This window comes from Roseovarius sp. AK1035 (assembly GCF_003288315.1).
GTDB lineage: Bacteria > Pseudomonadota > Alphaproteobacteria > Rhodobacterales > Rhodobacteraceae > Roseovarius > Roseovarius mucosus_A.
In genome coordinates this window covers 2015593-2042332 of record NZ_CP030099.1, presented here as the reverse complement: position 1 = coordinate 2042332, position 26740 = coordinate 2015593, and the positions used below count along the sequence as shown (strand labels likewise).

General features: G+C 62.4%; 29 protein-coding genes and 1 tRNA gene. 8 read left to right on the top strand and 22 right to left on the bottom strand.

Annotation, left to right across the window (positions count from 1 at the left end):
- Positions 1–31: 31 nt before the first annotated feature.
- A complete protein-coding gene (gene mtaB, locus RAK1035_RS09725; protein ID WP_008283229.1) occupies positions 32–1291 on the bottom strand; it encodes a tRNA (N(6)-L-threonylcarbamoyladenosine(37)-C(2))-methylthiotransferase MtaB in 1260 nt (419 codons plus the stop codon).
- On the bottom strand, positions 1288–2121 hold the full coding sequence (gene dapF, locus RAK1035_RS09720; protein WP_008283228.1) for a diaminopimelate epimerase: 834 nt from the start codon (positions 2119–2121) through the stop codon (positions 1288–1290). Before dapF ends, mtaB begins: the two co-directional genes overlap by 4 nt.
- Positions 2122–2229: 108 nt before the next feature.
- Here dapF and RAK1035_RS09715 point away from each other — a divergent pair.
- Positions 2230–2305: transfer RNA gene (locus RAK1035_RS09715), tRNA-Lys, on the top strand.
- 183 nt (positions 2306–2488) lie between these two features.
- On the opposite strand, the gene RAK1035_RS09710 is transcribed toward RAK1035_RS09715, so the two are convergent.
- Positions 2489–3016 (bottom strand): hypothetical protein, encoded by a 528-nt coding sequence (locus RAK1035_RS09710; protein WP_008283227.1) that lies wholly within the window; start codon positions 3014–3016, stop codon positions 2489–2491.
- Positions 3017–3264: 248 nt separating this feature from the next.
- On the opposite strand from RAK1035_RS09710, the gene RAK1035_RS09705 reads away from it, so the two are divergent.
- Positions 3265–3861 (top strand): exopolysaccharide biosynthesis protein, encoded by a 597-nt coding sequence (locus tag RAK1035_RS09705; protein ID WP_008283226.1) that lies wholly within the window; start codon positions 3265–3267, stop codon positions 3859–3861.
- Positions 3862–3943: 82 nt separating this feature from the next.
- On the opposite strand, the gene RAK1035_RS09700 is transcribed toward RAK1035_RS09705, so the two are convergent.
- The 4 genes from RAK1035_RS09700 to RAK1035_RS09685 form a co-directional block, all read right to left on the bottom strand.
- Positions 3944–4084, bottom strand: coding sequence for an entericidin A/B family lipoprotein (locus tag RAK1035_RS09700; protein ID WP_008283225.1), 141 nt, complete (start codon positions 4082–4084; stop codon positions 3944–3946).
- An 83-nt stretch (positions 4085–4167) separates the two neighbouring features.
- Entirely contained in the window at positions 4168–5925 is a 1758-nt protein-coding gene (locus RAK1035_RS09695; protein WP_008283224.1) for a sensor histidine kinase, read from the bottom strand.
- On the bottom strand, positions 5922–6464 hold the full coding sequence (locus RAK1035_RS09690) for an RNA polymerase sigma factor (protein ID WP_037299000.1): 543 nt from the start codon (positions 6462–6464) through the stop codon (positions 5922–5924). Before RAK1035_RS09690 ends, RAK1035_RS09695 begins: the two co-directional genes overlap by 4 nt.
- 20 nt (positions 6465–6484) lie before the next feature.
- Positions 6485–6655, bottom strand: coding sequence for a NepR family anti-sigma factor (locus RAK1035_RS09685; protein ID WP_008283222.1), 171 nt, complete (start codon positions 6653–6655; stop codon positions 6485–6487).
- A 111-nt stretch (positions 6656–6766) separates the two neighbouring features.
- Between RAK1035_RS09685 and RAK1035_RS09680 the strand changes: the two genes are divergently transcribed.
- On the top strand, positions 6767–7585 hold the full coding sequence (locus RAK1035_RS09680) for a response regulator (protein ID WP_008283221.1): 819 nt from the start codon (positions 6767–6769) through the stop codon (positions 7583–7585).
- A gap of 53 nt (positions 7586–7638) precedes the next feature.
- Here the strand turns inward: RAK1035_RS09680 and RAK1035_RS09675 are convergent, their stop codons facing one another.
- Positions 7639–7809 (bottom strand): DUF1328 domain-containing protein, encoded by a 171-nt coding sequence (locus tag RAK1035_RS09675; protein WP_008283220.1) that lies wholly within the window; start codon positions 7807–7809, stop codon positions 7639–7641.
- Positions 7810–7980: 171 nt separating this feature from the next.
- On the opposite strand from RAK1035_RS09675, the gene RAK1035_RS09670 reads away from it, so the two are divergent.
- Together RAK1035_RS09670 and RAK1035_RS09665 are read left to right on the top strand one after the other, a co-directional pair.
- Positions 7981–8310, top strand: coding sequence for a DUF883 family protein (locus RAK1035_RS09670; RefSeq protein WP_008283219.1), 330 nt, complete (start codon positions 7981–7983; stop codon positions 8308–8310).
- Positions 8311–8313: 3 nt separating this feature from the next.
- Positions 8314–8655: a phage holin family protein gene (locus RAK1035_RS09665; protein ID WP_008283218.1), complete on the top strand. Its 342-nt coding sequence runs from the start codon at positions 8314–8316 to the stop codon at positions 8653–8655.
- Positions 8656–8660: 5 nt separating this feature from the next.
- Here the strand turns inward: RAK1035_RS09665 and RAK1035_RS09660 are convergent, their stop codons facing one another.
- On the bottom strand, positions 8661–9056 hold the full coding sequence (locus tag RAK1035_RS09660) for a hypothetical protein (protein WP_232279273.1): 396 nt from the start codon (positions 9054–9056) through the stop codon (positions 8661–8663).
- Between the two features lie 82 nt (positions 9057–9138).
- On the opposite strand from RAK1035_RS09660, the gene RAK1035_RS09655 reads away from it, so the two are divergent.
- A complete protein-coding gene (locus tag RAK1035_RS09655) occupies positions 9139–9870 on the top strand; it encodes a Crp/Fnr family transcriptional regulator (RefSeq protein WP_008283216.1) in 732 nt (243 codons plus the stop codon).
- 64 nt (positions 9871–9934) lie between these two features.
- Positions 9935–10990: an AI-2E family transporter gene (locus RAK1035_RS09650; RefSeq protein WP_037298994.1), complete on the top strand. Its 1056-nt coding sequence runs from the start codon at positions 9935–9937 to the stop codon at positions 10988–10990.
- Here the strand turns inward: RAK1035_RS09650 and RAK1035_RS09645 are convergent.
- Positions 10987–12564 carry a phospholipase D family protein gene (locus tag RAK1035_RS09645; RefSeq protein WP_008283214.1) on the bottom strand — a complete coding sequence of 526 codons (1578 nt, stop codon included), beginning with the start codon at positions 12562–12564 and terminating at the stop codon, positions 10987–10989. The two genes, RAK1035_RS09650 and RAK1035_RS09645, sit on opposite strands and share 4 nt — an antisense overlap.
- 270 nt (positions 12565–12834) lie before the next feature.
- On the bottom strand, positions 12835–13020 hold the full coding sequence (locus tag RAK1035_RS09640) for a PLDc N-terminal domain-containing protein (RefSeq protein ID WP_008283213.1): 186 nt from the start codon (positions 13018–13020) through the stop codon (positions 12835–12837).
- Between the two features lie 228 nt (positions 13021–13248).
- On the opposite strand from RAK1035_RS09640, the gene RAK1035_RS09635 reads away from it, so the two are divergent.
- On the top strand, positions 13249–13755 hold the full coding sequence (locus RAK1035_RS09635) for a PRC-barrel domain-containing protein (RefSeq protein ID WP_008283212.1): 507 nt from the start codon (positions 13249–13251) through the stop codon (positions 13753–13755).
- A 96-nt stretch (positions 13756–13851) separates the two neighbouring features.
- Here the strand turns inward: RAK1035_RS09635 and RAK1035_RS09630 are convergent, their stop codons facing one another.
- The 11 genes from RAK1035_RS09630 to cobI all read right to left on the bottom strand — a co-directional run bounded on the left by RAK1035_RS09630 (position 13852) and on the right by cobI (position 26711).
- Complete coding sequence (locus RAK1035_RS09630; RefSeq protein WP_008283211.1) at positions 13852–14496, bottom strand: pseudouridine synthase; 645 nt, start codon at positions 14494–14496, stop codon at positions 13852–13854.
- 97 nt (positions 14497–14593) lie between these two features.
- Positions 14594–17041 (bottom strand): GcvT family protein, encoded by a 2448-nt coding sequence (locus tag RAK1035_RS09625; RefSeq protein WP_008283210.1) that lies wholly within the window; start codon positions 17039–17041, stop codon positions 14594–14596.
- Positions 17042–17128: 87 nt separating this feature from the next.
- Positions 17129–18025, bottom strand: a complete 897-nt coding sequence (locus tag RAK1035_RS09620) for a homocysteine S-methyltransferase family protein (protein WP_008281905.1) — start codon at positions 18023–18025, stop codon at positions 17129–17131.
- Positions 18022–19092, bottom strand: a complete 1071-nt coding sequence (locus tag RAK1035_RS09615; RefSeq protein WP_008281904.1) for an alcohol dehydrogenase catalytic domain-containing protein — start codon at positions 19090–19092, stop codon at positions 18022–18024. Before RAK1035_RS09615 ends, RAK1035_RS09620 begins: the two co-directional genes overlap by 4 nt.
- A complete protein-coding gene (locus tag RAK1035_RS09610) occupies positions 19089–21533 on the bottom strand; it encodes a GcvT family protein (protein ID WP_008281903.1) in 2445 nt (814 codons plus the stop codon). Before RAK1035_RS09610 ends, RAK1035_RS09615 begins: the two co-directional genes overlap by 4 nt.
- An 11-nt stretch (positions 21534–21544) precedes the next feature.
- A complete protein-coding gene (locus RAK1035_RS09605; RefSeq protein WP_008281902.1) occupies positions 21545–21919 on the bottom strand; it encodes a GFA family protein in 375 nt (124 codons plus the stop codon).
- On the bottom strand, positions 21916–22536 hold the full coding sequence (locus RAK1035_RS09600; RefSeq protein WP_008281901.1) for a LysE family translocator: 621 nt from the start codon (positions 22534–22536) through the stop codon (positions 21916–21918). The genes RAK1035_RS09605 and RAK1035_RS09600 overlap by 4 nt, the downstream gene beginning before the upstream one ends.
- Positions 22537–22546: 10 nt before the next feature.
- The gene (locus RAK1035_RS09595) at positions 22547–23119 is read right to left on the bottom strand and encodes a helix-turn-helix domain-containing protein (protein WP_008281900.1); all 573 of its coding nucleotides are present in this window, start codon (positions 23117–23119) and stop codon (positions 22547–22549) included.
- Between the two features lie 312 nt (positions 23120–23431).
- The gene (gene cobM, locus RAK1035_RS09590) at positions 23432–24205 is read right to left on the bottom strand and encodes a precorrin-4 C(11)-methyltransferase (protein ID WP_008281899.1); all 774 of its coding nucleotides are present in this window, start codon (positions 24203–24205) and stop codon (positions 23432–23434) included.
- Positions 24202–26019 carry a precorrin-3B C(17)-methyltransferase gene (gene cobJ, locus RAK1035_RS09585; RefSeq protein ID WP_008281898.1) on the bottom strand — a complete coding sequence of 606 codons (1818 nt, stop codon included), beginning with the start codon at positions 26017–26019 and terminating at the stop codon, positions 24202–24204. Before cobJ ends, cobM begins: the two co-directional genes overlap by 4 nt.
- The gene (gene cobI, locus RAK1035_RS09580; RefSeq protein ID WP_008281897.1) at positions 26010–26711 is read right to left on the bottom strand and encodes a precorrin-2 C(20)-methyltransferase; all 702 of its coding nucleotides are present in this window, start codon (positions 26709–26711) and stop codon (positions 26010–26012) included. Before cobI ends, cobJ begins: the two co-directional genes overlap by 10 nt.
- Positions 26712–26740: the final 29 nt, after the last annotated feature.

Sequence of the window (26740 nt, the reverse complement as noted above, 5' to 3'; positions counted from 1 at the left end):
GCCTCATGCGCTCTGGCCACGGTATGAGCGCTTAGGCCGCCGTTAATTGCCCGCCCTGCCAGCCCGTGACACGCGCCCGCACAATCTGGCCTTCGGGGTGATCGCGGTCGAAAACCACCTCGGTGAATTGCTCGGTCCGGCCCATGCGCGGGGCCTCCATCAGCACGGCATGCTCGCGCCCCTGCTGTGCGGCCAGATGGGCGGCAACCCGCCCCTCACCGGCGGCCCGCAACCGCGCGGCGCGTGCCTTGATCGCCGGGCCTTTGACTTGCGGCATCCGGGCGGCTGGCGTGCCGGGGCGAGGCGAATAGGGAAACACATGCAGCCATGTCAAATGACACTCCTCGACCAGCCGCAGCGAGTTTTCAAACGCCGCTTCGGTCTCGGTCGGAAAGCCTGCGATAATATCCGCGCCAAAGGTCATCTCGGGCCGCAAGCGCCGCGCCTCTTCGGCAAAGCGGATGGCATCGTCACGCAAATGCCGCCGCTTCATCCGCTTGAGGATCAGATCATCGCCATGTTGCAGGCTCAGGTGCAGATGCGGCATCAGGCGCGGCTCTGTGGCAATCGCCTGCATCAGGTTTTCATCCACCTCGATGGAATCAATCGACGAAATCCGCAGGCGCGGCAAATCTGGCACCAGCCGCAAAATCCGCATCACCAGATCACCCAGTTTGGGTGCCGCGGGCAAATCCGCCCCCCAGCTTGTCAGGTCCACGCCGGTCAGCACAACCTCGTTATACCCCGCCCCCACCAAGCGCTTGATCTGCTCGACCACGACACCGGCGGGTACAGAGCGCGAATTGCCCCGGCCATAGGGGATGATGCAGAATGTGCAGCGGTGATCGCAACCGTTTTGCACCTGCACATAGGCGCGGCTGCGGCTGCCGAATCCGTCAATCAGATGCCCCGCCGTTTCGCGCACCGACATGATGTCATCGACCAGCACGCGCTCGGTCTCGCCGATAAAATCGCCCGCCAGCCGCGCCCATGTGTCCGCCGCCATCTTTTCGGTATTGCCGATGACCGCATCCACCTCGGGCATTGCCGCAAAGGTTTCCGGCTCGGTCTGCGCGGCGCATCCGGTCACGATCAACCGCGCCTCCGGGTTCTCGCGCCGCAAGCGCCGGATTTCTTGCCGCGCCTTGCGCACCGCCTCGGATGTCACAGCACAGGTGTTGACGATGACGGCATTGCCCAGCCCCGCTTGGCCCGCCAACTCCTTCATCGCCTCGGTCTCATAAGCGTTCAGGCGACAGCCCAGCGTGGTGAATTTCGGCGCTTGGCTCATCTCTGCGCCGCCAGAAACGCGGGCGTGAACACGCCGCTTGCCACATGCGCGGTCTCGCCGGTCATCCAGACGCCATCCTCGCGCCAATCCACATGGATCGTGCCACCATCCAGATCAACCCGTACCGCGCGCCCCGTTAGGCCCCGCCGCGCCGCCGCCACCGCCGTCGCACAGGACGACGAGCCAGAGGCCAGCGTCACCCCAACCCCCCGCTCCCAGACCCGCATGCGGATATGGTCGGGGCCAATCACCGTGGCCACCTGCACATTGGTCCGCTCAGGGTAAAGCGGGTGATGCTCATAGCGCGGCCCGAATTGCGCCAGCGGCACCGCCTCGGCATCAGCCACGAAAAACGTGCAATGCGGATTGCCCATGCCCGTGGCCACCGGCCCGCCCTCGATGGGCAATTCCAGCGTATCCATCGCCTCAGCCAGCGGGATCTCGGCCCAGTCAAGCTGCGGCTGCCCCATGTTCACCGATGTCAGCCCGCCACCGGCATCCACCGCCACCAGCGCGCCGCGCGCCGTGCTCAGCTCCAGCCGCGCCTTGCCGCTCTCGTCCATCAGGTGCCGCGCGATACAGCGCGTGGCATTGCCGCACGCCGCAGAGGTCGAACCGTCGGCGTTGTAAAAGGTCAAATGTGCATCGCCCATGCCTTGAGAGATCACCGCCAATTGATCGAATCCAATGCCCCGATGCCGGTCGGCGATGGCCATGATCAACGCAGGCGTCAGCCCCAGATCGCGGCCACGCCCATCCAGCACGACAAAATCGTTTCCCAGCCCATGCATTTTGAAAAAGGGCAGCCCGGTATGATCAAGTTGGTCCATGCTCTCGCATATAAACCGCGCCTCGCGACGAATCCAGCAGATCGCGGAATAATCTTGCACTTTCGGGGTTGACCCCCCGCCCCGCTCTTTCTAGATAGCGCGTCTAGTGGGCCGTTAGCTCAGTTGGTAGAGCAACTGACTTTTAATCAGTGGGTCGCAGGTTCGAATCCTGCACGGCTCACCACTACTCAAAAAATGGGCGTAAGAAACCCGATGCGATATGCCGTTCAGCGCGCGTGCAATAGCGCTGAATGGCCAAGAGCGGCGACCGTTAAGTCGCCGCCCTCGCGTGGTTTTTTTTTGGGCCTATCGGCTCAATCTGGGGCGCAGATCTGCGCCACGCCCCATATCGCCGCCCTAAGCCAGATCAATCGTCCAGACGCTCGACCACGGTTGTTGCATAGGCATCGACCAGGGCCGCGTAGAAATCGTCTTGCGACGGCTCGATCGTGACCCAACCTTCGGGGGCCGGGGTATCGCCGCTGACAGCGGTCATTTGCAACGCATAGCTGCCGATCTGTTCATCGGGATTCTCCAGGCTATCGGCATTGGTGGCAACGGCATCGTTAAGCCCCTCAAAGGTCGAAACCGTCCCTTCCAACTGGTTGAACTCGCCGGTATCCGGCAGGATGGTATCGCCATCAATCGCCACTTTGTTGATCTCAACTGCGATTCTTGGCGCGTCAGCGGTATCATTCAGCGTCACTTTCGACGCAATCGCCGTGGCAAGGTCCGCCTCAAGGGTCGGCCAATATTTCAGGACATTGTTGTCCGCGTAAGCGCTGAGGTCCACCTTGACGTCAAGGCCCGAGAGGGTCTTGTCCATGGCCAGAACTGGGCCAACGCTGGCCAAAGTCATCCCGGTGAAAAGTGCTGTCGTAAGAAGCCGTTTCATTGCAAAGTCTCCTTCTATGGGTCGTATCAAACCCGCAATGCATCAGATGCGGCGGGCCGGTGACACGCACGCCTGTGTGGCGTGATGTGCTCAAAGAACGCGCGCCCTCTGGTATGGTTCCCAAAAACCTGAATACTCCGCCAAAACCGATGCATACCGGACCCACCCAACGCCGGAACCACAGGGCCACCACGGCGTTATTCTTCCAAACAACGACTACAGGCCAGAGCAGGAGCACAGCGCCAGACATGCCAAAGGATGCAGCACCGGATCATGAAACAGCGGCCGATCTGGTCGAGCAGGGATGGGATGCGCTGACCGGGGATTACACCAGCGTGGGGGATATCGTGGATACCCTCGGCCGCGCCAATTTCGCACCTCTGCTGATTCTGCCCGCCTTGGCGCTGGTCTCGCCCCTCAGCGGGGTGCCCGGCTTTACCACCCTGTGCGGGCTGATCATCGCGGCGGTCTCTTTGCAGCAGATGGTCCACCGCTCATCGCTCTGGCTACCACGCTGGAGCCGCGCTGCCCGCCTGCGCACAAGCCGGGTGCGAGAGGTCTATCGCTGGTTTCGCATCCCCGCGCGCTGGCTTGACCGGGTCACGCGTCGGCGGCTGCACATTCTGGTGACAGAACCGCTGGTGATCCTGCCACAGCTGTTCTGCCTGATCTTGGGCGCGGTGATGCCATTCCTCGAACTGATCCCCTTCACCTCGTCGATCTTGGGCGTGGTGATTACCGCGCTCGCCGTTGGCATGTTTGTCGGCGACGGTCTCTTGGTCTTGCTCGGGATGCTCTTGGCCATCGGGGTCGCGACCGGCGTCGCAACCCTCGTGATGTCGTGACCGTGGCCCGCCCCTGAATGCACCTGAGGCGCCCATCAACCCGATGCGCGCCTCATATGTCTTGCAGGGTCGGATCAAACGGTCAGCTCTGCACATCCTGCGATGCACCCGTCACCGCCTGTCCGGCATCCTCGATGTCGCGACCGGCACCCTCGACCGTCTCGCAGCCTGCCAGAACGCCCATAAAGAGCAGCGAAATGAGGGAAAGTTTTGCACGTGTCATTGCGTTCTCCGTTTGATTTCTTGTGCAATGACAACGCAGCACGGCCTATTCGGTTCCCTCCGCTCCGCATGTTTCCGGCAAACTCAGGCGTCGTCCTCGTCTTGGGTGGGCCATGTCATCGGAAAGACAACATGCAGCTCATACCGGTCCGGCTGCGGCGAAATCTCAAGCGTGCCGTTCAACTGGGCCACAAAGGATTCAATCAGCTTCGATCCCAGCCCCGACCCATCAATCGGCGTGACCTCAGCCCCCTCCGCAGGCTGCCCATCTGGCGCGCGCGAATTCACAACGCTCAGGCAAAAACGATCCCCCGAGACCGCTTTCAACGCGATGTTGATCCAGGCATCGGTGCCGCTGGTCATGCCGCAATACTTCACGGCATTGATCGCAGCTTCTGTCGTCAAAAGAGACAGGGGCACCGATTGATCCGGGCTGATTTCCACAGGCTCCAGCGCGGTTGTCACCGCGATCTGCCGCCCCCTATCGTCCAAGGTTCCAACGATAACCAATTGCTGAATGATATCTTCAAGCAGCTTGTCGGCCCGCACCAGCGACAGCTTGCGCGCCAGATAAAGGTATCGGTGGATCGCCGACAGCGCCATCACCCGATCCTGCACCCGCCGCAAAAGATGCTTGGCCTCAAGACTGCCCGTCGCGCGGATCTGCATGTTGAGCATGCTTGAGATAAGCTGAAGATTGTTTTTGACCCGGTGATGCACCTCGCGCAACAGCACGGTTTTCTCGTTCAGGTCTTCTTCCAGCCGCCGCTCCTGCTCTGACAGCCGCCGCGTCATCGCCCGAAATGCCTCAGCCACCACCTCCAACTCTTCGGGCGCATTGTCCAGCCGGGCCTTGTCCAGATCGCCACGCCCCGCCGCGTATAGCCGCATCCAGGATCGCAGCCGGCGCACATGCCGGATCACCAGATGATTGACCCCGATATAGGCCACGATGATCGTGATCACCCACATCGCCAGCGGCAGATAAAGCGCAAAGGTGCCCTCATACCCCGGCAGCAATCCGCTCCTGTGTCGCGGCTCCCAACTGCCCAGCGCCAATACCCGGTCGCCCACAATCGGCACCACCGCAAAATCGCGGGTATTGCCATCCTGATTCACATCGCGAAACGTCTGCCGCCCGGTATCGGCCAGATCCTGCAACCCATGCGAGGCCGGCAAAACCGAGCGCCGAAAATCCGAAAACTCCGCCGTGGCGACAATCTCGCCCTCGGATTGAAACAGCACCAGATCAACATCGGGCACCACCGTCGACAGCTGGTCATTCAAGGCGCTGATCGGCACCGCGATCCAGACCGTTCCCCGAAATTGCCCCGCCGCGAACACTGGAACCGCCACGCTGACCGTGGCAATCCCCCCAATGAACTCCAGCGGATGCATCAAAATCTCGGTCCGCCGCCCCGTAAGCTCAGAGCGGATGGACGCAAGATTGCTCAGGTCCTGCCGCCCGCCGTTCGAGGCACAGACCAGCGACAGCGCGTCATCGACAAACCCCGCAAAACTATAGATCGGGCTCTCTTCCACAACCCGCGCCATCACCGCATCGCAGGTCGCCTCAGCGGTATCAAAGACCGATACCGTGATCGCCAGCGTCTCGGCTGTGCTCAGCGCGGATTGGATGATGTCGCGGCTCTCTGACACGGCCTGCTGGGTCTGCTCCAAAAGCGCGGTTTCCGACAGGGCCTGCCGTTCTTCCAGAACCTTATAGGTCTGATAGACTGACACAAAACCAAGCGGCAGAATGGCAAGGCTCAACCCAATGCCCAATTGCAGCGCCAGATTAGGCGTCCAGAGCCCGCTCAGCGCGGCCAGACGCAACCTCATGCAACAGAGGTTCCAGTTACGACGGCCATCGTCGCGGCATCGGTCATCGCCAACTCATCCTCATCGTCCAGATGCATCAACTCCGCCAGCCGTTTGCGCGCGCGGTTGGTGCGGCTCTTGATCGTGCCCACCGCACAGCCGCACATTTCGGCGGCCTCCTCATAGGAAAACCCTTCTGCGCCCACCAGAACCAGAACCTCGCGCTGCTCATCGGTCAATTGCGCAAAGGCCGCGTGGAAATCCGTCATCGCCAGATGCCCGTCATGCGCGGGCTTTTCCGACAATTGCCCAGCCATCTTGCCATCGGGGTCTTCAACCTCGCGGCGGCGCTTGCGATACAGGGAATAATAGGTGTTGCGCAGAATGGTGAACAACCACGCGCGCAGATTGGTGCCGGGCTTGAACTTGTCAAAATTGCCCCACGCCTTGACCACTGCATCCTGCACCAGATCATCCGCCGTCGCGGAATTGCGCGTCAAGTTCAACGCAAAGGCGCGCATCGCAGGCAAATGCCCGATCAATTCGTCGCGCGGGTCCATTTGGGGCGCCTGAGAATCCATCACGAGTCGTCACCAGACGGCTTTTGCTTCTCGCCCGACTGCTCGCGCAACTGCTCCAGCAGCTTGATAAAGCGGTCCGGTACGGGCTCCTTGGCCGTGTCCGCATAGGCACGCCGGAGATTCTCGTCGATCGTTTGCGTCAATTTCTTGGTCCTGCGATTCTTTTCCATTTCGCCTATTCATCTGCCACTAAGAGAACGGCACTTTTCTGCACCCGGTCGGGAACATAACACGCAGCTCGGCGTTTGGTTCCCTCAAAGGATACATTTTTGAGGACAGACATGACGGACACACCGCGCCAGCCAGACCTGAGCACTCAGATCGCCGAACACCTCCCCTATCTGCGCCGCTATGCGCGCGCCCTGACCGGCAATCAGCAGACGGGCGATCACTACGCGCTCGCCACGCTCGAGGCCCTGCTCGAGGATCGCACTGTCTTCAATGCCGGTCTTGCGCCGAAACCTGCGCTCTTCCATGCCTTTCATAAGATATGGATGTCCTCCGGTGCCCCCATCGCCGAGGCTGACAGCGCCTCTTCCCCCGAGGCACGCGCGCAATGGCGGCTGTCCACCCTCACCCCGAACACCCGCGAGGCGCTGTTGCTGCACAGCATCGAGGGGTTTCGCGTCTCGGATATCGCCCAGATCATCGGCGGCACCGCAGACGAGGTCAGCACGCTGCTAAGCATCGCCCGCACCGAAATGACCAATGCGATCAGCGGGCGGATCATGATCATCGAGGATGAGGCGATCATCGCCATGGATATCCGCGCCATTGTCGAAGATATGGGCCATGACGTCACCGGCATTGCCCGCACCCGCGATGAGGCCGTGAAACTCGCTCGTCGCGACCCGCCCGATATGATCCTCGCCGATATCCAACTGGCCGATAAATCCTCTGGCATCGACGCGGTCAATCACATCCTCAACGAACTGGGAGAGCGGCCCATCGTCTTCATCACCGCCTTCCCCGAACGGCTCTTGACCGGCGAACGGCCAGAACCGGCCTTTCTGATCACCAAACCCTATAGCGAGGAACAGGTGCAATCCGCCGTGAGCCAAGCCATGTTCTTTGCCAGCACCGAAACCCTTCAGGGCTGATCTGGCCAGAAAAAGACCCCGCGCAATGGGCGCGGGGTCTTATGCCGTCTCACTCACGGCGCGCGGCCACGCAAGGCCCGTGCGATCATCGCCACGACAAACAACACAAGAAAGACCACGAACAGGATCTGCGCAATCCCCGCCGAAGCCGAGGCAACGCCACCAAACCCCAAAACACCGGCGATCAGCGCGACCACCAAAAAGACAAGCGCCCAATACAGCATTGGAATCTCCTTTCAAAGCAACATGGTTTCGATTGCTAACCCAACGGTCACAGCCCTGTTTGGTTCCCGCCGCCCCGTCTTTTCCCTCAGAAACCGCTTTTTTCCAGAATTACCGGAACCTCGCGCGCCCCTCCGCGTTGACCCATCGTAACAACATGAAAGGACGCCCCAATGGCACAGGCAAAATCCGCCGACACATCGCCGCAAGACGAGATGGATCACCTCTCCCAGCAGATTTCGACCTTGCGAGAGGATATTTCGGCCATTTCCGAAACCCTCGCAGGCCTTGGCGGCACCACCCGCGATGCGGCGGTGGATGGCGCACGCCGCAAGGTGTCACAGCTGCGCGACGCCAGTTCCGAACAGCTGCACGCCGCACAGCACCGCGCCGAAGACATGGGCCAACAGGCGGCCGACGCCGTGCGCAACCAACCCGCAGCCGCGGTTGGCCTTGCGGTCGGGGTGGGCTTTTTGCTCGGGTTCCTCACAGGCCGGAAATAACCGATGAGCGGCCTTGTCTCTCACTTCCGCCGTCGGGCGCGCCATGCGGCGCGCGCGGCGGCCTTTACCGTCGCAGGCGTGATTTTTGGGATGGCGGGATTGGCCTTTCTGACCGTGGCGCTCTGGATTCTGATCGCCACCTATGAGAGCGCGCTTGTCGCCCATGCCGTGATCGGGGCTCTCTATCTGCTCCTTGGCATCTGCTTTCTGGCCTTTGGCGGTCAGTCCACCGGCGCAGAGACCGCCCCGCAGCCCGCCGCCCCCAAAGAACCGCTGCTCCAGGTCGCCGAGGCCTTTGCCGTGGGTTTGAACGCCGGTCGCGCCGCGCGCGGCCCACGCTCCTAGGCGCGTCACGCACCCTTGACCAAGGGCTGCAACACACCGCGCACCATGTCATCGGTAAACGGGCGCACAAGCATGGCCCAGCCTTGCTTGACAACCTTGATCTCGTCGTCTTCGCCCATGGTCAGCACGATCCGCGCGCCCCGCAGGGCAAGCGCGCGGTCCAGCTCCGCCTCCAGCACCTGATCATAGCGCATTTCCAGAAACGCCGCCGAAATACGCGCCTCTCCGTCCAGCACGCGAATCAACTCATCCGGGTGCGGCACATTGAGAACACGACAGGGGCCCGCCGCCTGCAGCGACCCGCAAAGATCCTCTGCAATCAATATGTTGCTGTCCATGACGATATAAACCGGCGGCTCCGGCGGCGTCGTCTCATCATAGGGCATAAGGGGCTCTTTCATCGTATCAGGTCCAAACATCCCTCATTCTGGAACATATTCCGACCTTCTGCATTAAACTATGACATCTCGACGGAGTTTTCCCATGGTTACAGATTGTCAGAATTGCCCGCTGCGCAGCCGCGCCATCTTTGCGCCAATGACGGACGCAGAGGTGGCCTTCATGCAAAGCTTCAAAACCGGCGAGCTTGAGGTTGAAGGCGGCGCCACCCTGATGATGGAGGCCTCCAACAGCCCGCAACTCTACACCGCCCTGCGCGGCATGGGCCTGCGTTACAAGACCCTGCTCTCGGGCGAACGACAGGTCATCAACTTCGTGATGCCCGGCGATTTCATCGGGCTACAGGCGGGGGTGATGCAGGAAATGCAACATTCCGTCGAGGCGACAACAGATATGAAACTCTGCGTCTTTGACCGCAAACGCCTTTGGGCCTTGTTTCGCGACCATCCCGACCGCGCCTATGACCTGACCTGGATCGCTGCCGTCGAAGAACACCTTCTAGGCGAGAGCCTTGCGATCCTCGGTCATATGAGCGGGATCGAGCGCATCGCGCGCGCCTTTGTGCGCCTTTTTGATCGCGGCGCGGCGATTGGCCTGACCCGTGGCGCAGACATGCCCCTGCCCTACCGGCAACAGGATCTCGCCGACGCGCTTGGCCTCTCGGTGGTGCATGTCAACAAGATGCTCAAACGCCTGCGCGAACAGGGGGCCGCCACATGGCAGAACGGTCGACTGACGCTGCATGATCGTGACCGTCTTTGCGATATTGCCCAACTTGACCGCGACCGTACCCCGATGACCCGCCCGCTGATCTAAAACCGTCACAGGTTCATTTTCCTGCACCACGGAACCAATCGCACGCTCATGCGTTCTCATCGTCATGCACAGATTATTCGTCAACGATGATCCGACTCTTCGCATGGCGGTGATCGTGATCGCCCTCATCCTCAGCTTTGCCGCCCTCAAGATCGGCGGGGATATTTTCGCACCGATGACCTTGGCCATCGTCACCGGGGTCATGCTCGCCCCTGTCACGGATGTCTTCGAGAGGATCGGCTTTTCCACAGGTCTCGCCGCCTCAACCGTGCTGATCCTCGGGGTCTCGGCCATTGGCATCTTGGCCATCCTGGCCGAACCCGTGATCTGGCAGATCGCCGAAGAATTGCCGCGCATCCAATACGAACTCCGCTCGATCATCGCGGAATTCAGCAACCTCATTCGCGGTCTGCAAGAAATCAACCGAGAGGTCGAAGCCGCACTTGGTGCCGCTCCAACCCCCGCAAAGGACGCCGGAGAAGGCGGCAGCCTCCCAAGCATCACAAGCGCGCTCTTCATGGCCCCTCTGGTTCTGGCGCAGGCGCTGGTTTTTTGTGGTACGCTTTTCTTCTTTTTGCTGACCCGCAAGGGCATGTATGCATGGCTGTCGCTCTGGATCGGCACCCCGGACGATACCGCCGACATTCTACGCCGCTTTACCAATGCCGAACGGCTGGTGGCCCGCTATTTCCTTGCAATTTCCAGCATAAACGCCGGCCTTGGCGCGGCCTTGGGCGGGGCGCTCTTGTTGATCAACCTGCCGGGGCCTTTCGTCTGGGCCATGGTCGCGGCCTTACTTAACTTCGTGCTCTACGTCGGGCCGATGACCGTAACTGCGGGGCTGCTCGTGGCAGGCATCGTGGCCTTTGACGATCTGATGGTTCTGGCCCCCCCGGCGATCTTTCTCGCGCTCAACATGCTTGAGGCCCAGTTTGCAACGCCCGCCCTTGTCGGACGCCACATTTCTGTAAACCCGCTCCTGATCTTCGTGTCACTGGTGTTCTGGCTCTGGCTATGGGGGCCCATCGGCGGCATCATCGCCATTCCGGTTCTGGTTATCGCCCTGGCCCTGCTCGACATCTTCGCAGTCGATGGGGAACCAGACAAGAGCGGGCCTTAAACCACCTCTTCGGGCATGCCCGGCAGGGGCATGGCAATCGCCTTGGCAACATCGGAATCGTAATCCACCAGAAATCCCTCACGATGCCGGGGCGGCAACACGCTATTGCTGCCAACCATGCCCTGCCACGCGCCAAAGGCCGTTTCGAGATCCAGAAACGAGGCATCCGCCTCTTTTGGCAACCAACAGCCCATGACCTTTGCCCGAATCTCGGCCACCTGATCGCGCCGGGTCACATGCAGCCCCGCTTCCGTGTCCCATCTCATGCTGCGCCCATTGAGATTGGCCGAAGACACAATTGCCTCCGCCTCATCAAAGATCGAAACCTTGGAATGCACATAGATCAGGGGCGCGCCCTCCAGCGCATCCCGCGCGGCGCTGTCGCTGGCGCGCGGCTGCACCGGCGACGCGATCACCAAACGCTCCGGCCCGAACGCCGCCTTGAGATAGGCCAGCGCGCGCGCCTGCTGATGCTCGCCAAACCGCCCATCCAGCCCCGGATCACTCGAAAACGCCACCTCCTCGGGGGCCGCCGGCAGCACAAGGATCAGGCGCAGCTCCGGGCATTGCCGCGCCCGCCGCGCCAAGGCCCGCGCCAGCGGCACATACCGAAAATACTGCGTTTCCAGATAAATCAGCCGCTCCGCCTTGGCGATGGCCGCCAAATGCGCGCTCTCGATCTCGCGCAGCACCGTATGCGGTGACAACCGCATCGGCGCGCTCAACCGGCGACGCGACAGCGTGCGCAAAAATCCCGGCACCGAGGGCGGCGGCGCGGATTTACGCGCAACCGCCGCCAGAAACCCCTCCAGATGTGCCTGTGCTGCCTTGGCAACCGGGCCCGTCGCCAGAACCTGCACATCATGCCAGGTCTGGTTCGGCTCTTGGCGATGTTGCTTGGTATCATACCGCCGCTCATTAAGATCGAGACCCCCGATATAAACCAGACGGCGGTCGAACACCGCCAGCTTCTGATGATGTGTCGCCGGGTGCAGGTCCATCAACCGCGCCGGAAAACACAGTTGATCCCGGTCATCCACCCGGCAAAGGCTGCGCAAGCGCGGCGTCTCAACCCGGAACCGCTCGCGTTCCGGCTTGGTCATGTGGCACCAGCGGTCCACCATCTCGCGGATTTTCATCCGCACCAGCGGATAGAACAGCACGCGGGGGAATATCCCGCTCTTGGCCTCATGCAATGCCACGGTAAAGTCGAGCCGCGCCTCTGGCTGCGCCATTTCCCGCACCGCCGCGATCTGGCGCAGTGTTTGCGACGCCAACCGATGCAGATGCACCGCCGCGATAGGATCGAAATCGGAAACCAGCAGACGGATCGACACCCCACGATCAAGCGTGTGAACGACAAGATCAAACCACGTCGCGCCAATCGCGCGCGCCTCGTCCGAGCGCAGCCGCGTCCGCAAATCAAACACCCGAAAACAGGCCGAAATCTCTGTCTGCGCCTCCAAAAAAGCACGCTCCAAAGCCGGATACGCCTCTTCTGCGGTAATCAGAACCTTGAGGTCTGTAATCGCATCTGCCGCTGTATCACCCTGCGCGGGCCTGCTCTGGGTCATGGTCCTGCCGATCAGAGGTTGAATCCAAGGCCGGTTTCCCGGACGATCTGTCGTAAATGCCCCCGCCGGGACAGGCGGGGGCAAGCACCCTAGGGACACGGGCCGGGTGCGGCAGAGCTTGGCTTGCATCTGGGGGATGACAGTCAGGCTCCGGACAGTCAGCGCCTCACGCTGACCATGCTCTTCTAACGCGCCTCTCCCCGTTCGGTTCCCTGAAAAATTCGGCAACACCAAAGACAAGCGGCCCTCGGCCTTGGCACAAAGACGGCGTCACACCCGCCCAGACCGCGGCCCGAACAACAACCACAGAATAAAGCCCAAGAGCGGCAGCAACAGGATCAACACAACCCAAAGCACCTTCTTGCCTGTCGTCGCCCCCGACCCAACAACGGAAATGATAGCCCAAATATCGAGGATCAACAGAATGATCCCGCCAATGCCGGTAATCTCAAGCATGTTCAAAACTCCAATCTTGCAGGGCGCGCCACATCTGGAACCCGCCAAGGCCAGCCCGCAGCAGGCGGGGGCACGTCCCCGAGGAACGCACAAAAGCCCTCAAAGTTCCCTCAGAATCACAAGTATATTTTGACCGTTTTTTGAAACCTTCTGCGCCTCTGACGGTTGGATTGACAGGGCGCCGCTTCTCTGCGGCCTCTCATCACAGCAGGACAAAGGAGTTCCTCCATGAAACGCATTCTCGCAACCACCGCAATCGTCGCACTCAGCGCAATGCCGGTTCTGGCGCAGTCGGACACCACCGATCAGACCGCCCCAAGCGCGACCGAATCCTCTGACATGACCACCGGCCAATCGGGGGCCAACTCGACCCCAGAGGCCAAAACTGGCGCCACGTCAGACACAACCACCAATGCCGACGCCGCAACCATGCCGGAACTGTCCGGCGAGGAACGCGCGGCCCTCACCGCCGAGGATCTGCAAGGCGTGGCGCTCTATGACAGCGCAGACGAGCATGTCGGCGAAATCTCGGACATTGTCGTGACCGATGATGGTCAGGTCGAGCATGTCATCGTCGATGTTGGCGGCTTTCTCGGGCTGGGCGAAAAGCCGGTCGCCGTAGACTTTGACGACATCACCCTGACCCATGACGCGGACAGCGTGACGTCTTCGATCCAGGCCACGACCAGCCTCACGGTCGAGGACTTCGAGACCATGCAAGAATGGCAAGGCTAACCCCCTCGCCACATCCTCTCTTGGTCGGGCCGGGCATCTTTGCCCGGCCCTTTTTCTTGACGCGGCGGCTTTCCTAAACCGTGACCCACATTGGCCTCAAAACGGCACCGCCGCCCGAAACTTGACGCCGGCACCGCCATCCGGATGGCGCAGACGCAATTCCTCGGAATGCAACATCAGGCGCGGATGCTCCCGCGCCGCGCCGCTCGCATAAAGAGGGTCACCCAAAATCACATGGCCCAGCGCCAGCATATGCACCCGCAACTGATGGCTGCGCCCGGTCTTGGGGCTCAGCCGCACCCGGCTTTCTTCGTCGCTCGCGCGCAGCACCCGCCATTCCGTCAGCGCCGCGCGCCCGGTCTCATGGCACACCTTCTGCAACGGGCGGTTGGGCCAATCCACGATCAAGGGCAGATCAACCACGCCCACCTCCGGTTCCAGCCGCCCCCAGACCCGCGCCACATAGGTCTTGCGCGTCTGCCGCTTTTCGAATTGCAGGCCCAGATGCCGCTGCGCATGCGGCGTCAGCGCAAAAATCATCACGCCCGATGTATCGCGGTCCAACCGATGCACCAACAGCGCGGTGGGAAACACATCCCGCACCCGCGCCATCAGACAATCGGCCAAATGCTCGCCCTTGCCCGGCACACTCAAGAGGCCCGCAGGCTTGTTCACCACGACGATCTCATGATCGTCATGCAGCACCTCGAGCGGATCGGTTGGCGGATCATAGTCACTCATGGCCGCGCCTTACACGACCCGCCCCGCCATGACCACTCCCACATTCATCTGGCCCGAAATACCTCGGGGGGCGTGGGGGGCTGGCCCCCCACCCTGCTCAGGCCTTCACGCGCTCGGATTTGGGATCATACATTGGTTTCAGTGACGCCTCCGCCTTTACCCGCACCCCGGCCACATCGACCTCATAGCTCGAGGCCAAAACCTGCTCCGCGCTCTCGCCCGCGCAGGGCACATAGCCCAGGCCCATCGCGCCCCCCAGATGATGGCCGTAAGCCCCCGAACTCAGATAGCCCACGATCTCCCCATCCCGCAGCAAGGGCTCATTGTGATAGAGCATCGGCTCAGGGTCCGTCAGGCGAAACTGAACCAAGCGCCGCTCCAACCCCGCCGCGCGCTTGGCCAGCACCGCCTCGCGCCCGATGAAATCGGCCTTTCCTGTCGCCACGGCAAAGCCAAGCCCGGCCTCCAGCACATGATCCTCGCAGGTGATATCATGGCCGAAATGCCGGAATGCCTTCTCGATCCGGCAACTGTCCATCGCGTGCATCCCGCACAGGCGCAGGCCATGATCCGCGCCCGCCGCATGCAGCACCTCGAACACATGGCCGCACATATCGGCACTTACATAGATCTCCCAACCCAACTCTCCCACATAAGAGACGCGGTGCGCCCGCGCGACCCCCATGCCAATCTCTATCTGCCGCGCCTGCCCAAAGGGATGCGCGTCGTTCGAGAAATCATCAGGCGAGACCGCGCGCAAAAGATCGCGCGCGTTCGGGCCCATCACCGCCAACACGCCCTCGCCCGCCGTTACATCGGTGATCACCACCGGGTGAGCCCCGACATGCCGCCGCAGCCATGTTTCATCCGCCAGCCGCGTTGCGGCCGGTGTCACCACCAAATAGGCCGTCTCGCTCAGCCGCGTCACCGTCACATCCGCCTCGATGCCGCCCTTGGCATTCAGGAACTGCGTATAGACAATCCGCCCCGGGGCCACAGACATATCCGCCCCGCAGACATGGTTAAGAAAGGCTTCGGCACCGGCTCCCTCAACCCGCAGCTTGCCGAAACTCGACATATCATAGAGACCGACAGCCTCGCGAAGGGCGCGCACCTCGGCTGCCGTGTTCTCAAACCAATTCTGCCGCTTCCAGCTATAGCGATACTCCCGCTCCTGCCCGGCCTCGGCATACCAATTGGCCCGCTCCCAGCCTGCCAATTCGCCCATGACAGCACCTTGGGCCAAGAGTTGCGCATGAAACGGCGTGCGCCGCACACCGCGCGCCGTGGCCTTTTGCCGGTAGGGGTAGTGATCGGCATAAAGCAGGCCCAGCGTCTCCTTGGAGCGCTCGAAAAGATACGTCTTATTGCCCTGAAAGGGCTGCATCCGTGCCACATCCACATCGCCCAGATCAAACGGTCGCTCCCCCGCATCCATCCAGAGCGACAGCGCATGCCCTGCCCCCCCGGCCGACTGAATACCGATCGAGTTGAACCCGGCCGCCACCCAGACATTGTCCATCTCGGGGCAAAGCCCCAGATGATAGGCATCATCAGGGGTAAAACTTTCCGGACCGTTAAAGAACGTGTGAATTCCCGCCTCGGCCAGCATCGGCATCCGGTTCACCGCCGCCTCCAAAATCGGCTCGAAATGGTCGAAATCCTCGGGCAGCTGGTCAAACTCAAAACTCTCCGGGATGCCCTTCATCCCCCAGGGTTTCGAGACGGGCTCGAACGCGCCCAGCATGATCTTGCCGGCATCTTCCTTGTAATAGGCGCATTCATCCGGCACCCGCAGTACCGGCAATTGGCGAAGGCCCGCAATCGGCTCGGACACGATATAGAAATGCTCGCAGGCATGCAGCGGCACATTGGTGCCCGCCATCCGGCCCACCTCATGCCCCCACATGCCCGCGCAATTGACGATCATCTCGCAGGCGATATGGCCGGCACTGCCATCCTCGCCCTGCCAATCCACGCCTGTCACCCGGCGGCCCGCACGGGCAATCCCCGTGACCTTCACGCGCTCCTGCACCCGTGCGCCCCGGTTGCGCGCGCCTTTGGCCAGCGCCAGCGCGATATTGGCCGGGTCCGCCTGCCCATCGGTGGGCAGCCAGACACCGCCCGTGACCCCGTCAAGGTTGAGATGCGGATAGCGCGCGTTGATCTCGGCCGGGCTCATTTCCTCGACCGGCACGCCAAAGGCGCGCGCCATCGCGGCATTGCGCTTGAGTTCCTCCAGCCGCTCGCCCGTCAGCGCGACCGACACCGATCCCACCTGCCGAAACCCGGTGGCGACGCCCGTCTCGGCCTCAAGCCCGGTGTAAAGCTCTGCCGAATAGCGCGCGAGCCGCGTCATATTGGCCGTCGCGCGCAACTGCCCGATCAGCCCCGCCGCATGCCAAGTGGTCCCCGACGTGAGCTGCTTACGCTCCAAAAGAACCACATCGCGCCAGCCCAGCTTGGTCAGATGATAGGCCACAGAACAGCCCACGACGCCGCCGCCGATGATGACCACACGGGCCTGAGTTGGAAGATCGGTCATTCATAACCCCATGAAACGATGATGAAAGATACGAGGGTGGGGGCGCTGCCCCCACACCCCCGAGGTATTTTCGGCCAGATGAACGCCTCAGACGATGTCATGCCCAGCCGCCCGCAACCGCCGCGCCAGTTCCTCGATATGCGCAGGCCCCACTTCGCAACAGCCGCCCACGATACTGGCCCCTTGATCCACCCACCCCATGGCAAACTCGGCATAGGCAGCCGGGGTCAGATCATGCCGCTGCTCCAGCGCGTCGACCGTGGGTGCCGCCCCAAGAAAGCCCGCGCTGATACAGGTGAACCCATTGGCATAGGCCCCAAAGGGCAGGCCAAACCCCTTCACGATCTCCAACCCCGCCGCCACCGATTCAGGCCGCGTGCAGTTGATCAACACCGCCTCGGGGCCAAACTCGGCCACCAGCGCCGCCAGATCCCCCAACGCCTCGCCCGAGCGCAGCCGCGTGCCGTCATCATCCATGACCGTCACCCCCAGCCAGACCGGCAAACCACTCAGCCCCGCCGCCATCAACCCGCCCCGCGCCTGATCGACCGAGGACATGGTTTCCAGCAGGATCAGGTCCACCCGATCCTTGAGCAGCGCAACATTCTCGGCATAAAGCGCCGCCGCTTCGGACGCAGGTGGGCAGAGATCGGGCCGATAGGATTGCACCAGCGGCCCGATGGCCCCCGCCACCCGGCCTGACCCATGCGCATCGCGCGCAGCCACTGCCGCCCCCACCGCAACATCCGTGAGCCGCGCCACCTCATCCTGCAATCCCACGCGCGCCAAACGATCCCGCAGAACCGCATAGGTATTGGTCGAGGCCACCGTGGCCCCCACCGCAAAATAATCGTCATGCACCAGGCGCACGATCCCGGGATGGTCGATCATCACCTGCGTCGACCAGAGCGGCGTCGCCCGGTCACCCGAGCGTTTCACCAATTCCTGCCCGATAGAGCCATCGAGCAGCGTGATTTCGGTCATTCTTTGTCCTCCGGGGGTAAAAGCACCAATTTCCCAGCATGGGTCTTGGCCTGAAAATCCGCCTGCGCACGGGCGATGTCGCGCAACGGGTAGGTGGCGGCGATCCGGGGGCGCACGCGCCCCGCGCGCGCCATCTCGATCAGCCGGGCAAAGACCTGCGGTGCCTGATAGGTGCAGCCATGCAGCGTGATATCGCTCAGGTAAATCCGTCGCAGATCAACCGTGATCATTGGCCCGGCAATCGCCCCCGCCACGGCATAATGCCCGCCGGGACGGAGCGCATCAATCAGCGCGACAACCCCCGCCCCGCCCACTAGGTCAATCACCGCGTGAAAATGGTCCTGCGGCAACGGCGCGTCGCGCGCGATCACCGCTGCTGCACCGTCAGCGCGCACCATCGCCGCCTTGGCAGGCGCGGCGATGCCGGTGACGCGCGCGCCCATCGCCGCTGCAATCTGCACCGCCGCAAGGCCGACATTGCCCGAGGCCCCGGTGATCAGCACCTCTTGACCCGGCCCCACACCCGCCCGCTCCAAGAGGCCCAGCGCCGTGCCAAACCCACAGGGCAAGGCCGCAATCTCGATATCCGAAAGCGGCACATCGCTCACGTCATAAAGATCAGACGCCGCCATCAGGCAATATTCGGCAAAGGCCCCGTCAATCTCGGACCCGAGCGCGACAAAACCCACCGGGTTTTCCTCGGTCGGGCGCGGGATGTTGATGGGGCAGGTCACACGCGCGCCCAGCGCCGGGGTCTCAACCCCCGGCCCCCGCGCCACCACAACGCCGCACAGGTCACCCCCTTGGATGCGCGGAAACCCCAGCGCGCCCGCCCAGCCGCCACGCGCCACACCATCCGCCGTTTCGCCCGTGGCCCCTGTCACCTCTGCCGCATACCACCCCTCGCGGGTGTTGATATCGGTGTTGTTGACGCCCGCCGCCCGTACCTGCACCAAAACCTCACCGCGGCCGGGCCGTGGCAGCGGGATATCCTCGCGCCATTCCAATGCCTCGGGTCCTCCATGACGGGTGAGGATCACACCGCGCATGGTCGCGGGCAGGGTCATGCCCGCAACCGTTCATTCTCAGGGTCCCAGAGCGGTGCATCCGCCTGCACCACAGCAGCGCAACGCTCGCCGTAGATTTCCACCTCGATCCGCGTTCCCTGCACCGCCAGATCGGCGCGCAACATGCCCAAGGCCACGCTGGCATTCACCCGGTAGCCCCAAGCGCCACTCGTGGTCTCGCCCACGATCTGCCCCTCATGCCAGAGCGTCGACATATAGGGCGCATCCGCCGCCTTGGCCTCGACGATCAGCGTGACAAAACGCTTCTTCACGCCCGCCTGTTTCTCGGCCAAAAGCGCCGCCTTGCCGGTAAACTCCTGCGGCTTGTCGAATTTGACGAACCGCTCCAGCCCGCCCTCCAACATCGAATAATCGGTGCTCAGATCGCCTTTCCACGCGCGATAGCCCTTCTCGATGCGCAAGGAATTCAGCGCGAACATGCCAAAGGGTTTCACACCTGCGCCAATCAACGCCTCATAAATCGCGGGGATCGCCGCGTTTTCGGCATGGATTTCCCAGCCCAACTCGCCGGTAAAGCTGACCCGCGCCAGAAACGCCTTTTGCCCCGCAACACTCGCATGTTGATGGCTCAGCCACGGCAGGCTCAGATCGGCATCGGTCAGCCCCGTCAGGATCTCGCGGCTTTTCGGCCCCGCCAGGAGCAGCGCATCGCGCTCCGCCGTTGTCTCGCGCAGGCTCAGCCCCTCGGGCAAGGCGCGGCGTACCAATTCGCCGTCATGCCATTGCGCGGTCGAGGCCGTGATCAGCACGAAACTATCCTCTTGCAGACGGATGCAAGAAAACTCCGTCACGATGCGACCGCGTTTATCGGCCACGTAAACAAGGTTCATCCGCCCGACCTTAGGCAACCCGCCGGTCACAAAGCCGCGCAGCCAGTCATCGGCCCCCGCCCCCTCGATCCAGAGCCGGGTGAACCCCGGCAGATCGAGCACGCCGCAGGCATCACGCACCGCCTCGCATTCCTCACGGATACGCGCCTCCCAGGGCCCCGCGCGGTCCCAGGTCTGCGTTGCCGCCTCTGACGTATCATCGCCCGGCTGCGCAAACCAATTGGCCCGCTCCCAGCCGTTATAGACGCCCATCACGCCACCCAAGGCCTTAACCTTGTCATGCACCGGCGACATCTTGCGATCCGGTGCCGCAGGCCAGCGATGCCACGGGAAATGCATCGCATATTCATGCCCATACACCTCCATCCCCTTGGCCACGCAATACTCTGGATCGGTGTAATCGGTGTAGCGGCGCGGATCACAGGCCCACATATCCCATTCCGTCGCGCCTTCCGTCACCCATTCCGCCAGCACCTTGCCGGCCCCCCCGCCCTGCGCGATGCCAAAGGTAAAGACACAGGCCTCGAACGCATTCGGAACCCCCGGCATCGGGCCAATCAGCGGCAGACCATCGGGCGCATAGGGGATCGGCCCGTTAATGACCTTGGAAATCCCCGCCTGTCCCAGCAACGGCACCCGCGCCATCGCATCCTCGATATACCACTCCAGCCGCTCCAGATCGTCGGGGTAAAGCTGAAAGCTGAAATCCTCCGGCATCGGATCCTCGGGCTTCACCCAATGCGCCTTGCAATTGCGCTCATAGGGCCCAAGGTTCAGCCCGTGCTTTTCCTGCCGCAGGTAATAAGAACTGTCGACATCGCGCAAAAGCGGCAATTTATGCCCCTGCTCCCGGCTCCACGCCTCTAATTCCGGGATTTCATCGGTCAAGAGATACTGATGGCTCATCACCATCATCGGCACGGTGCGCCCGCCATAGGGCTTGAACCATTCGCCAACCCGCTGCGCATAATATCCGGCGGCGTTGACCACATACTCACACCGGATCTCGCCCTTCTCGGTCGCAACAATCCATTCCCCGTTTTCGCGCCGCACCCCGGTCGCGGGCGTGAACCGCAGGATCGTCGCCCCCATGTCGCGCGCCCCCTTGGCCAGCGCCTGCGTCACCTGTGCGGGATCAATATCGCCGTCATTGGGATCATAGAGCGCGCCTTGCAGATCATGCGTTTCCAGAAACGGATAGCGCGCCGTGATCTCATCCACGCCCAGAATATCAAGGTTCATCCCCTGATACTTGCCCATCCCCCGCGCGCGCTGAAATTCCTGCATCCGCTCGCGGCTATGCGCCAGACGGATTGACCCCGTCTGGTGATAATTCATCGGATACTCCACCTCGGCCCCCAGCCGCGCGTAAAGCTCGGTGGAATAGCGCTGCATGTTCATCACCGACCAACTTGTCGAGAACGTCGGCACATTGCCCGCCGCATGCCAGGTACTCCCGGCGGTCAATTCGTTCTTTTCGAGCAGCACACAATCCGCCCACCCCGCCTTGGCCAGATGATAGAGGCAAGACGCGCCCACCACGCCCCCACCGATGATCACAACCCGTGCCGTGCCCGGAAACTCCGCCATGTCCCTCTCCCTCAATCCGTTTGCGGCACGCCGTCCGCGATATCGTAATAATCACCCTTGTCCTTGACAAAGATGTGCTTCTCCAACCGCAGCCCGGTCGGCGCCTCCAGCGCCCCTAGCGCGAAACTGATGGTGTCCTCCGCGTGCGCGGCCCAGAACAGGAACGCGCCGCATTTGGGGCAAAACCCGCGCTTGGCGATGTCACTCGCCGCATACCAGCTCACCGGTCCCGAAATGCTCAACTCCGCCCGCGCCACATAGGCCGAGGCCCAGACATGCCCCGATTGCTTGCGGCATTGCCCGCAATGGCAGGCACTCGCCCCTTCCGGGGGTGCGGTCACAACAAATGTCACATCTCCACACAGACACGATCCCTTGTGCATCATCCTCTCCCCGGTGTTGCGGCGCTGCCCAAGGCCACGCCATAGATCACGAAACAGGCGGCCATGCCCCGCCGCAGCCAGACATTGAACACAGCGCCCAGCGCGGCACGCCCCAGCCCTGCGCCCAAGGCGCAATAGCCCACATAACTCAGCGTCGTCAGGCTCAGCGCCGTGGGAAAGATCACCCACATCTGCGCGCCAATCGGCACATCGGGCTGCACGAATTGGCTGAATGCCGCGAGATACCCCGCCACGCTCTTGGGGTTGATCGTGGCAATCGCCAAGGCCCGCCAATAGACCGAGCCTTTCGGGGCCTCCCCCGCCTCAACAGGCCGCCGCGCCATGATCCAGCCGCGCACGCCAAGGTAAATCAAAAACCCCGCCCCGATCAGCTTGGCCACCTGAAACGCCACCGGCGAGGCCGCGATCAGCGCCGTCACCCCCGCCGCCGACAGGCTCAGGAACAGCGTCGCCTGCGTCAGGATCGCCAACACCCCCCACAGGCTGCGTCGAAACCCGATCGTCATCCCATTGGTGATGCAATTGACCGCATTCGGCCCCGGCGTGGTGACAAACACCACCCAGAACAACGCAAAGACGGTCCAGGCGTGATAGCTCATGCGCGCGCCCTCAATACACCGGCGGGGCGATCACCCAAATCGCCACGCACGGGATGTCATAGGGATTGGCCCAAGCATAGGGCTCACCGCGAAACCGGAAACTGTCGCCGGGGCCAACGGTGAATTTCCGCGCGCCGATGCTCAGGTCCAGCCGCCCCGACAGGATATACCCCACCTCCTGCGTCGGACGCTGCGCCGGGCGCTGCATCTTGGACCGGGGGCGGAATGTCGAATGGATCACCTCGAAATCATCGGTCAGGTCCGGCGAGAGCAACTCCTCGATCAACCCTTCCTCGCCCGATCCCATCGGCCGTCGCGCGCCCGCGCGCACCACATAGCCCTGTTCCTCGGCCGGCGCGCTCGCATGGCCAAAGAGCAGCGACATCGGCACGCCCAACACCTCGGCCACCTGCCGCAGATCGCTGATCGACGGTTCCGACAGATCACGCTCGACCTGTGACAGCCACCCGACCGACCGCCCCAGCATTTCGGCCAGTGCCGCCAGCGTCAGCCCGCGCGCCTTGCGCAAGGCGCGCAGGTCCGCGCCAAGGCTGCGCATCGCGTTGATCTCGGTCTGCTGCATGGAGGGTCTCGTGAAAATTTCCGCTCAATTTTCACGCTGCGCCGATTCCGTGAAAAAATCAAATGAAATTTCACGGGCGCATCGGCTTTCCTTCAGCCGCGCGGTCGCCGACCCGCGGGGTGGCGATCCGACGCGTGTGAGGGGCAGTTTATCTCGGCAAAGCCTGCCCTACGTCCGTGGGTGCCAAAACCTCAGCCAATCGCCGCCCCGGGGGGCGGGTCGGCGATCGCGCGGCGGCCTTCGGCCTTGTTCCGCGCGAAGAAAAACGCCGACCTTACAAAATCCCCTTACAAACCTTACGAATCGTAAGGTCTAGGCCTTCGCCGTCACCTTAGGCCGCAACACATGCGGCATGACCGGATCATAGAGCGCGCTATCCTTGAAATCCGTGATCTCGCCCAGAACTTTTCCTACCATAATCAAGGCAGTACGGGTGATTTTCTCGGCGCGAACCTTGGCGTGAATATCCGCAAGCGTACCCCGGATAAACATCTGATCCGGCCACCCCACCCGATAGGCCACCACAACGGGGCAGTCATCGCCATAGTAAGGTGCCAAAATTCTGTGTATTTCCCGTAGGTTACGGATACCAAGGTGGATCGCCAGCGTCGCCCCGGTGCGCGCGAAATTCTCCAGCGTCTCACCCTCTGGCATCGACGTGGACTTCATGGAAACCCTTGTTAAAACAATGCTTTGCGCGATTTCCGGCACGGTCAATTCCTGCCCCAGTGCCGCCGCCGCCGCCGCATAGGCCGGAACCCCCGGAATGATCTGATAATCAATCCCATCCGCCCGAAGTTTACGAATTTGTTCCGCAATCGCACCATAGAGTGACGGATCGCCTGAATGCACCCGCGCCACGTCCAAGCCCTTGGTATGGCTGTCTAAAATGACCGCATGGGTATCCTCCAGCGTCATCGGCGCGGTGTCCATCACCAGCGCGCCCTCGGGCGCACCGGCCACAACCTCGGCTGGCACAAGGCTCCCGGCGTAAAGGCACACGGGGCATTGCCCGATGATGCGCTCTGCCTTCTTGGTCAAAAGCTCCGGATCACCCGGCCCTGCACCGATGAAATAGACAGTCATTTCAATGCCTTCCCTGTTCTGACCTCAGCCAGATCACCATCAATCTTGCGCGCATAGCCGCGCGGCGTGAACATGCGCGGCCCTTCGCCCAACTGCGCCAAACGGCTGTTGGACGACCCCACCAGCACCACCGTTAACATATCCACCTCATCCACCTGCAAATCGGCCAAACGCCTGTAACGCAAGGATTCTTCCGGTCGCCCCAGCGAGCTTGCCAGTAGCACTGGCGTATCCGCCGGGCGGTGTTTGAGCAAAATATCCCGCGCCTCCGACAATAAAGTGCGCCGCGTCTTGGATACAGGATTATAGAAAGCGATCACAAAATCGCCCTCCGCCGCAGAATTCAACCGCCGAATGATATCTTCGCGCGGCGTTAATAGGTCACTTAGCGAAATCGTACAGAAATCATGCCCAAGCGGGGCCCCCGCCCGCGCTGCCGCCGCCTGAAGCGCCGACACACCGGGCGAGCACACAACCTCCACCCGCCGCGCCGCGTCACTCACGCCTTGCGCCTCCGGCCCTCGGTCGAGCAACTCGAAAACCAGCGCCCCCATCGCGTAAATACCTGCATCTCCTGAACAAATTAGCGCAACACTCTTTCCCTGCCCCGCCTGTTCCAACGCATATCGGCACCGCGCCTCCTCGCCTCCCAGCGGAAAATCACTGCGACTCTTACCCGCCGCCAAGGGTCCTAGCAGGTCGATATAAAGGCCATAGCCCACCAACTCATCCGCCTCAGCCACAAGCCGCGACACCTCCGGTGTCCGCCAGCTTGCCTGACCGGGGCCTATACCCAGCACGCTCAACCGTCCCCGCGCCCGCCCCGGCATCTCTGTAATGACTGCCTCAGAGCGGCTCAGCGCACAGGTTGCATTGGCAGTTTTCCGTTTTTCTACAACCAGTTGCCCACCACAAGCCAGCGCCGCCCCCTCAGACACGCCATGGCATCCGACCTCGGCAAAGACCACCTCGGATGGGTTCGCCAACTGCCCGGCATAGGCCTCCAACTCTGCCGCCGAGAACAGGCGAAACGGCACACCCAAGCGCCGCGCCACCGCATTCATCGCCGCCTCATCGGCCTTGAGATCAATTGACGCCACACAAGCAATCGCCCCCGGTGCAATCCCGCTCTCCTCCAGCGTCCGACAGACCAAATCCCACAGTTCCTCGGTCGCGCATCCCCGCGCACAGCCAAGGCCAAGCGCATAGCGCTGCGGATGATAGACCAGCCGCCGATCATTGCCCGCAACCGGTGCCTCGCTCACAACCAACTCAACAGCACCGCCCATATCCTTGATATCAAAGATATTCTCTCCAGTGACCCGGACACCTTCCCCCGCCAACATCGCCGCCATCGCCGCCTTGGCGTCGCCGGGATTGGCCAGCCGGTAACCCAGAGGGGGCGCATCGAGCGCCACGCCCATCGCCACATCGCCCGCCGTCGTCACCGCCGCCACGGCCCCCAACCCTCCGGCGATCACCGCCGCCAACCGATTGGCCCCCCTGTGCCCGCCCAACAGCGGCACCACAACCGCCCCGTCGTCACTGACCGACACCACCGGCGGCTCGCCGCGTTTATCGCTCAAGAGCGGCGCCACCGCCCGGATCAAGATGCCACTGGCACAAACCCCCACCACCGGAACCCCGGCGGCAAATAGATCGCGCGCGTGATCCAGCGCATTGGGAAACCACGCCGCGGCGTGGTCTACTCGCCCGTCGCGCCCATGCACATCGCCGTCAATCAACGCGGCTACACGGTGCGCGACGGCTTCACCCGACCGGCTCAGCACCAGAACAACAGGTCTCACAGCCATGGATCGGCCCCTTTCGTAAGCAGAATCATTGAAAAATATGGTGCTTTTTCCGGTGCTTGCGCCAAGGGGCAGACAATTTCCTCGGCAAGGCTCGCGCGTTCGACATAGACAGCCTCGGCAGTCAGGCCCAAACCTTCGATCACCCCCCGGATCTTGGACAGATGCCGCCCCACCTTCATGATGGCGACACTCTCGGCCCCTTCGATCCGTGCCCGCAACTCGGCCTCGGGCAAGGGGCCGGGCAACACCGTCAAGCGCTCGTTGCGCGCCACCAATGGTCGCCCCGCCCGCGCCGCACAAGCGGCGATCGAAGTGACACCGGGCACGACTTCGACCTCGTAGCGCCCGCTCAGCCGAGCAAAGAGATACATGAACGAGCCATAAAAGAAGGGGTCGCCTTCACAAAGGCACACCACATTGTCGCCCCCGTCAAGCGCGTCAGCTATTTCCGCGGCTCCCCGATCATATGCCGCCTGCGCCGGAGCGCGCTCGACACTCATCGGCACATCCATCACGATCTCGCGTGCGCCCGGCGCAATTGCGCCCGCGGCAATCGCCCGCGCGAAACTCTCGCCGCCCGCCAATGCCGGATAGGCCACCACTGTCGCGCCAGCAATCAGCCGATGCGCCCGCAGCGTCATCAACTCGGGGTCCCCCGGCCCAAGGCCCACGCCATAAAGCTTACCGGCCATGCGAGACCCTGCCTTTCATCGTTCCAGAA

What these genes read in the sequence shown, in the direction of transcription:
- mtaB (WP_008283229.1), bottom strand. Translation starts at nt 1,291, where the DNA reads ATGAGCCAAGCGCCGAAATTCACCACGCTGGGCTGTCGCCTGAACGCT.
- dapF (WP_008283228.1), bottom strand. Translation starts at nt 2,121, where the DNA reads ATGGACCAACTTGATCATACCGGGCTGCCCTTTTTCAAAATGCATGGG.
- RAK1035_RS09710 (WP_008283227.1), bottom strand. Translation starts at nt 3,016, where the DNA reads ATGAAACGGCTTCTTACGACAGCACTTTTCACCGGGATGACTTTGGCC.
- RAK1035_RS09705 (WP_008283226.1), top strand. Translation starts at nt 3,265, where the DNA reads ATGCCAAAGGATGCAGCACCGGATCATGAAACAGCGGCCGATCTGGTC.
- RAK1035_RS09700 (WP_008283225.1), bottom strand. Translation starts at nt 4,084, where the DNA reads ATGACACGTGCAAAACTTTCCCTCATTTCGCTGCTCTTTATGGGCGTT.
- RAK1035_RS09695 (WP_008283224.1), bottom strand. Translation starts at nt 5,925, where the DNA reads ATGAGGTTGCGTCTGGCCGCGCTGAGCGGGCTCTGGACGCCTAATCTG.
- RAK1035_RS09690 (WP_037299000.1), bottom strand. Translation starts at nt 6,464, where the DNA reads ATGGACCCGCGCGACGAATTGATCGGGCATTTGCCTGCGATGCGCGCC.
- RAK1035_RS09685 (WP_008283222.1), bottom strand. Translation starts at nt 6,655, where the DNA reads ATGGAAAAGAATCGCAGGACCAAGAAATTGACGCAAACGATCGACGAG.
- RAK1035_RS09680 (WP_008283221.1), top strand. Translation starts at nt 6,767, where the DNA reads ATGACGGACACACCGCGCCAGCCAGACCTGAGCACTCAGATCGCCGAA.
- RAK1035_RS09675 (WP_008283220.1), bottom strand. Translation starts at nt 7,809, where the DNA reads ATGCTGTATTGGGCGCTTGTCTTTTTGGTGGTCGCGCTGATCGCCGGT.
- RAK1035_RS09670 (WP_008283219.1), top strand. Translation starts at nt 7,981, where the DNA reads ATGGCACAGGCAAAATCCGCCGACACATCGCCGCAAGACGAGATGGAT.
- RAK1035_RS09665 (WP_008283218.1), top strand. Translation starts at nt 8,314, where the DNA reads ATGAGCGGCCTTGTCTCTCACTTCCGCCGTCGGGCGCGCCATGCGGCG.
- RAK1035_RS09660 (WP_232279273.1), bottom strand. Translation starts at nt 9,056, where the DNA reads ATGAAAGAGCCCCTTATGCCCTATGATGAGACGACGCCGCCGGAGCCG.
- RAK1035_RS09655 (WP_008283216.1), top strand. Translation starts at nt 9,139, where the DNA reads ATGGTTACAGATTGTCAGAATTGCCCGCTGCGCAGCCGCGCCATCTTT.
- RAK1035_RS09650 (WP_037298994.1), top strand. Translation starts at nt 9,935, where the DNA reads ATGCACAGATTATTCGTCAACGATGATCCGACTCTTCGCATGGCGGTG.
- RAK1035_RS09645 (WP_008283214.1), bottom strand. Translation starts at nt 12,564, where the DNA reads ATGACCCAGAGCAGGCCCGCGCAGGGTGATACAGCGGCAGATGCGATT.
- RAK1035_RS09640 (WP_008283213.1), bottom strand. Translation starts at nt 13,020, where the DNA reads ATGCTTGAGATTACCGGCATTGGCGGGATCATTCTGTTGATCCTCGAT.
- RAK1035_RS09635 (WP_008283212.1), top strand. Translation starts at nt 13,249, where the DNA reads ATGAAACGCATTCTCGCAACCACCGCAATCGTCGCACTCAGCGCAATG.
- RAK1035_RS09630 (WP_008283211.1), bottom strand. Translation starts at nt 14,496, where the DNA reads ATGAGTGACTATGATCCGCCAACCGATCCGCTCGAGGTGCTGCATGAC.
- RAK1035_RS09625 (WP_008283210.1), bottom strand. Translation starts at nt 17,041, where the DNA reads ATGACCGATCTTCCAACTCAGGCCCGTGTGGTCATCATCGGCGGCGGC.
- RAK1035_RS09620 (WP_008281905.1), bottom strand. Translation starts at nt 18,025, where the DNA reads ATGACCGAAATCACGCTGCTCGATGGCTCTATCGGGCAGGAATTGGTG.
- RAK1035_RS09615 (WP_008281904.1), bottom strand. Translation starts at nt 19,092, where the DNA reads ATGACCCTGCCCGCGACCATGCGCGGTGTGATCCTCACCCGTCATGGA.
- RAK1035_RS09610 (WP_008281903.1), bottom strand. Translation starts at nt 21,533, where the DNA reads ATGGCGGAGTTTCCGGGCACGGCACGGGTTGTGATCATCGGTGGGGGC.
- RAK1035_RS09605 (WP_008281902.1), bottom strand. Translation starts at nt 21,919, where the DNA reads ATGATGCACAAGGGATCGTGTCTGTGTGGAGATGTGACATTTGTTGTG.
- RAK1035_RS09600 (WP_008281901.1), bottom strand. Translation starts at nt 22,536, where the DNA reads ATGAGCTATCACGCCTGGACCGTCTTTGCGTTGTTCTGGGTGGTGTTT.
- RAK1035_RS09595 (WP_008281900.1), bottom strand. Translation starts at nt 23,119, where the DNA reads ATGCAGCAGACCGAGATCAACGCGATGCGCAGCCTTGGCGCGGACCTG.
- cobM (WP_008281899.1), bottom strand. Translation starts at nt 24,205, where the DNA reads ATGACTGTCTATTTCATCGGTGCAGGGCCGGGTGATCCGGAGCTTTTG.
- cobJ (WP_008281898.1), bottom strand. Translation starts at nt 26,019, where the DNA reads ATGGCTGTGAGACCTGTTGTTCTGGTGCTGAGCCGGTCGGGTGAAGCC.
- cobI (WP_008281897.1), bottom strand. Translation starts at nt 26,711, where the DNA reads ATGGCCGGTAAGCTTTATGGCGTGGGCCTTGGGCCGGGGGACCCCGAG.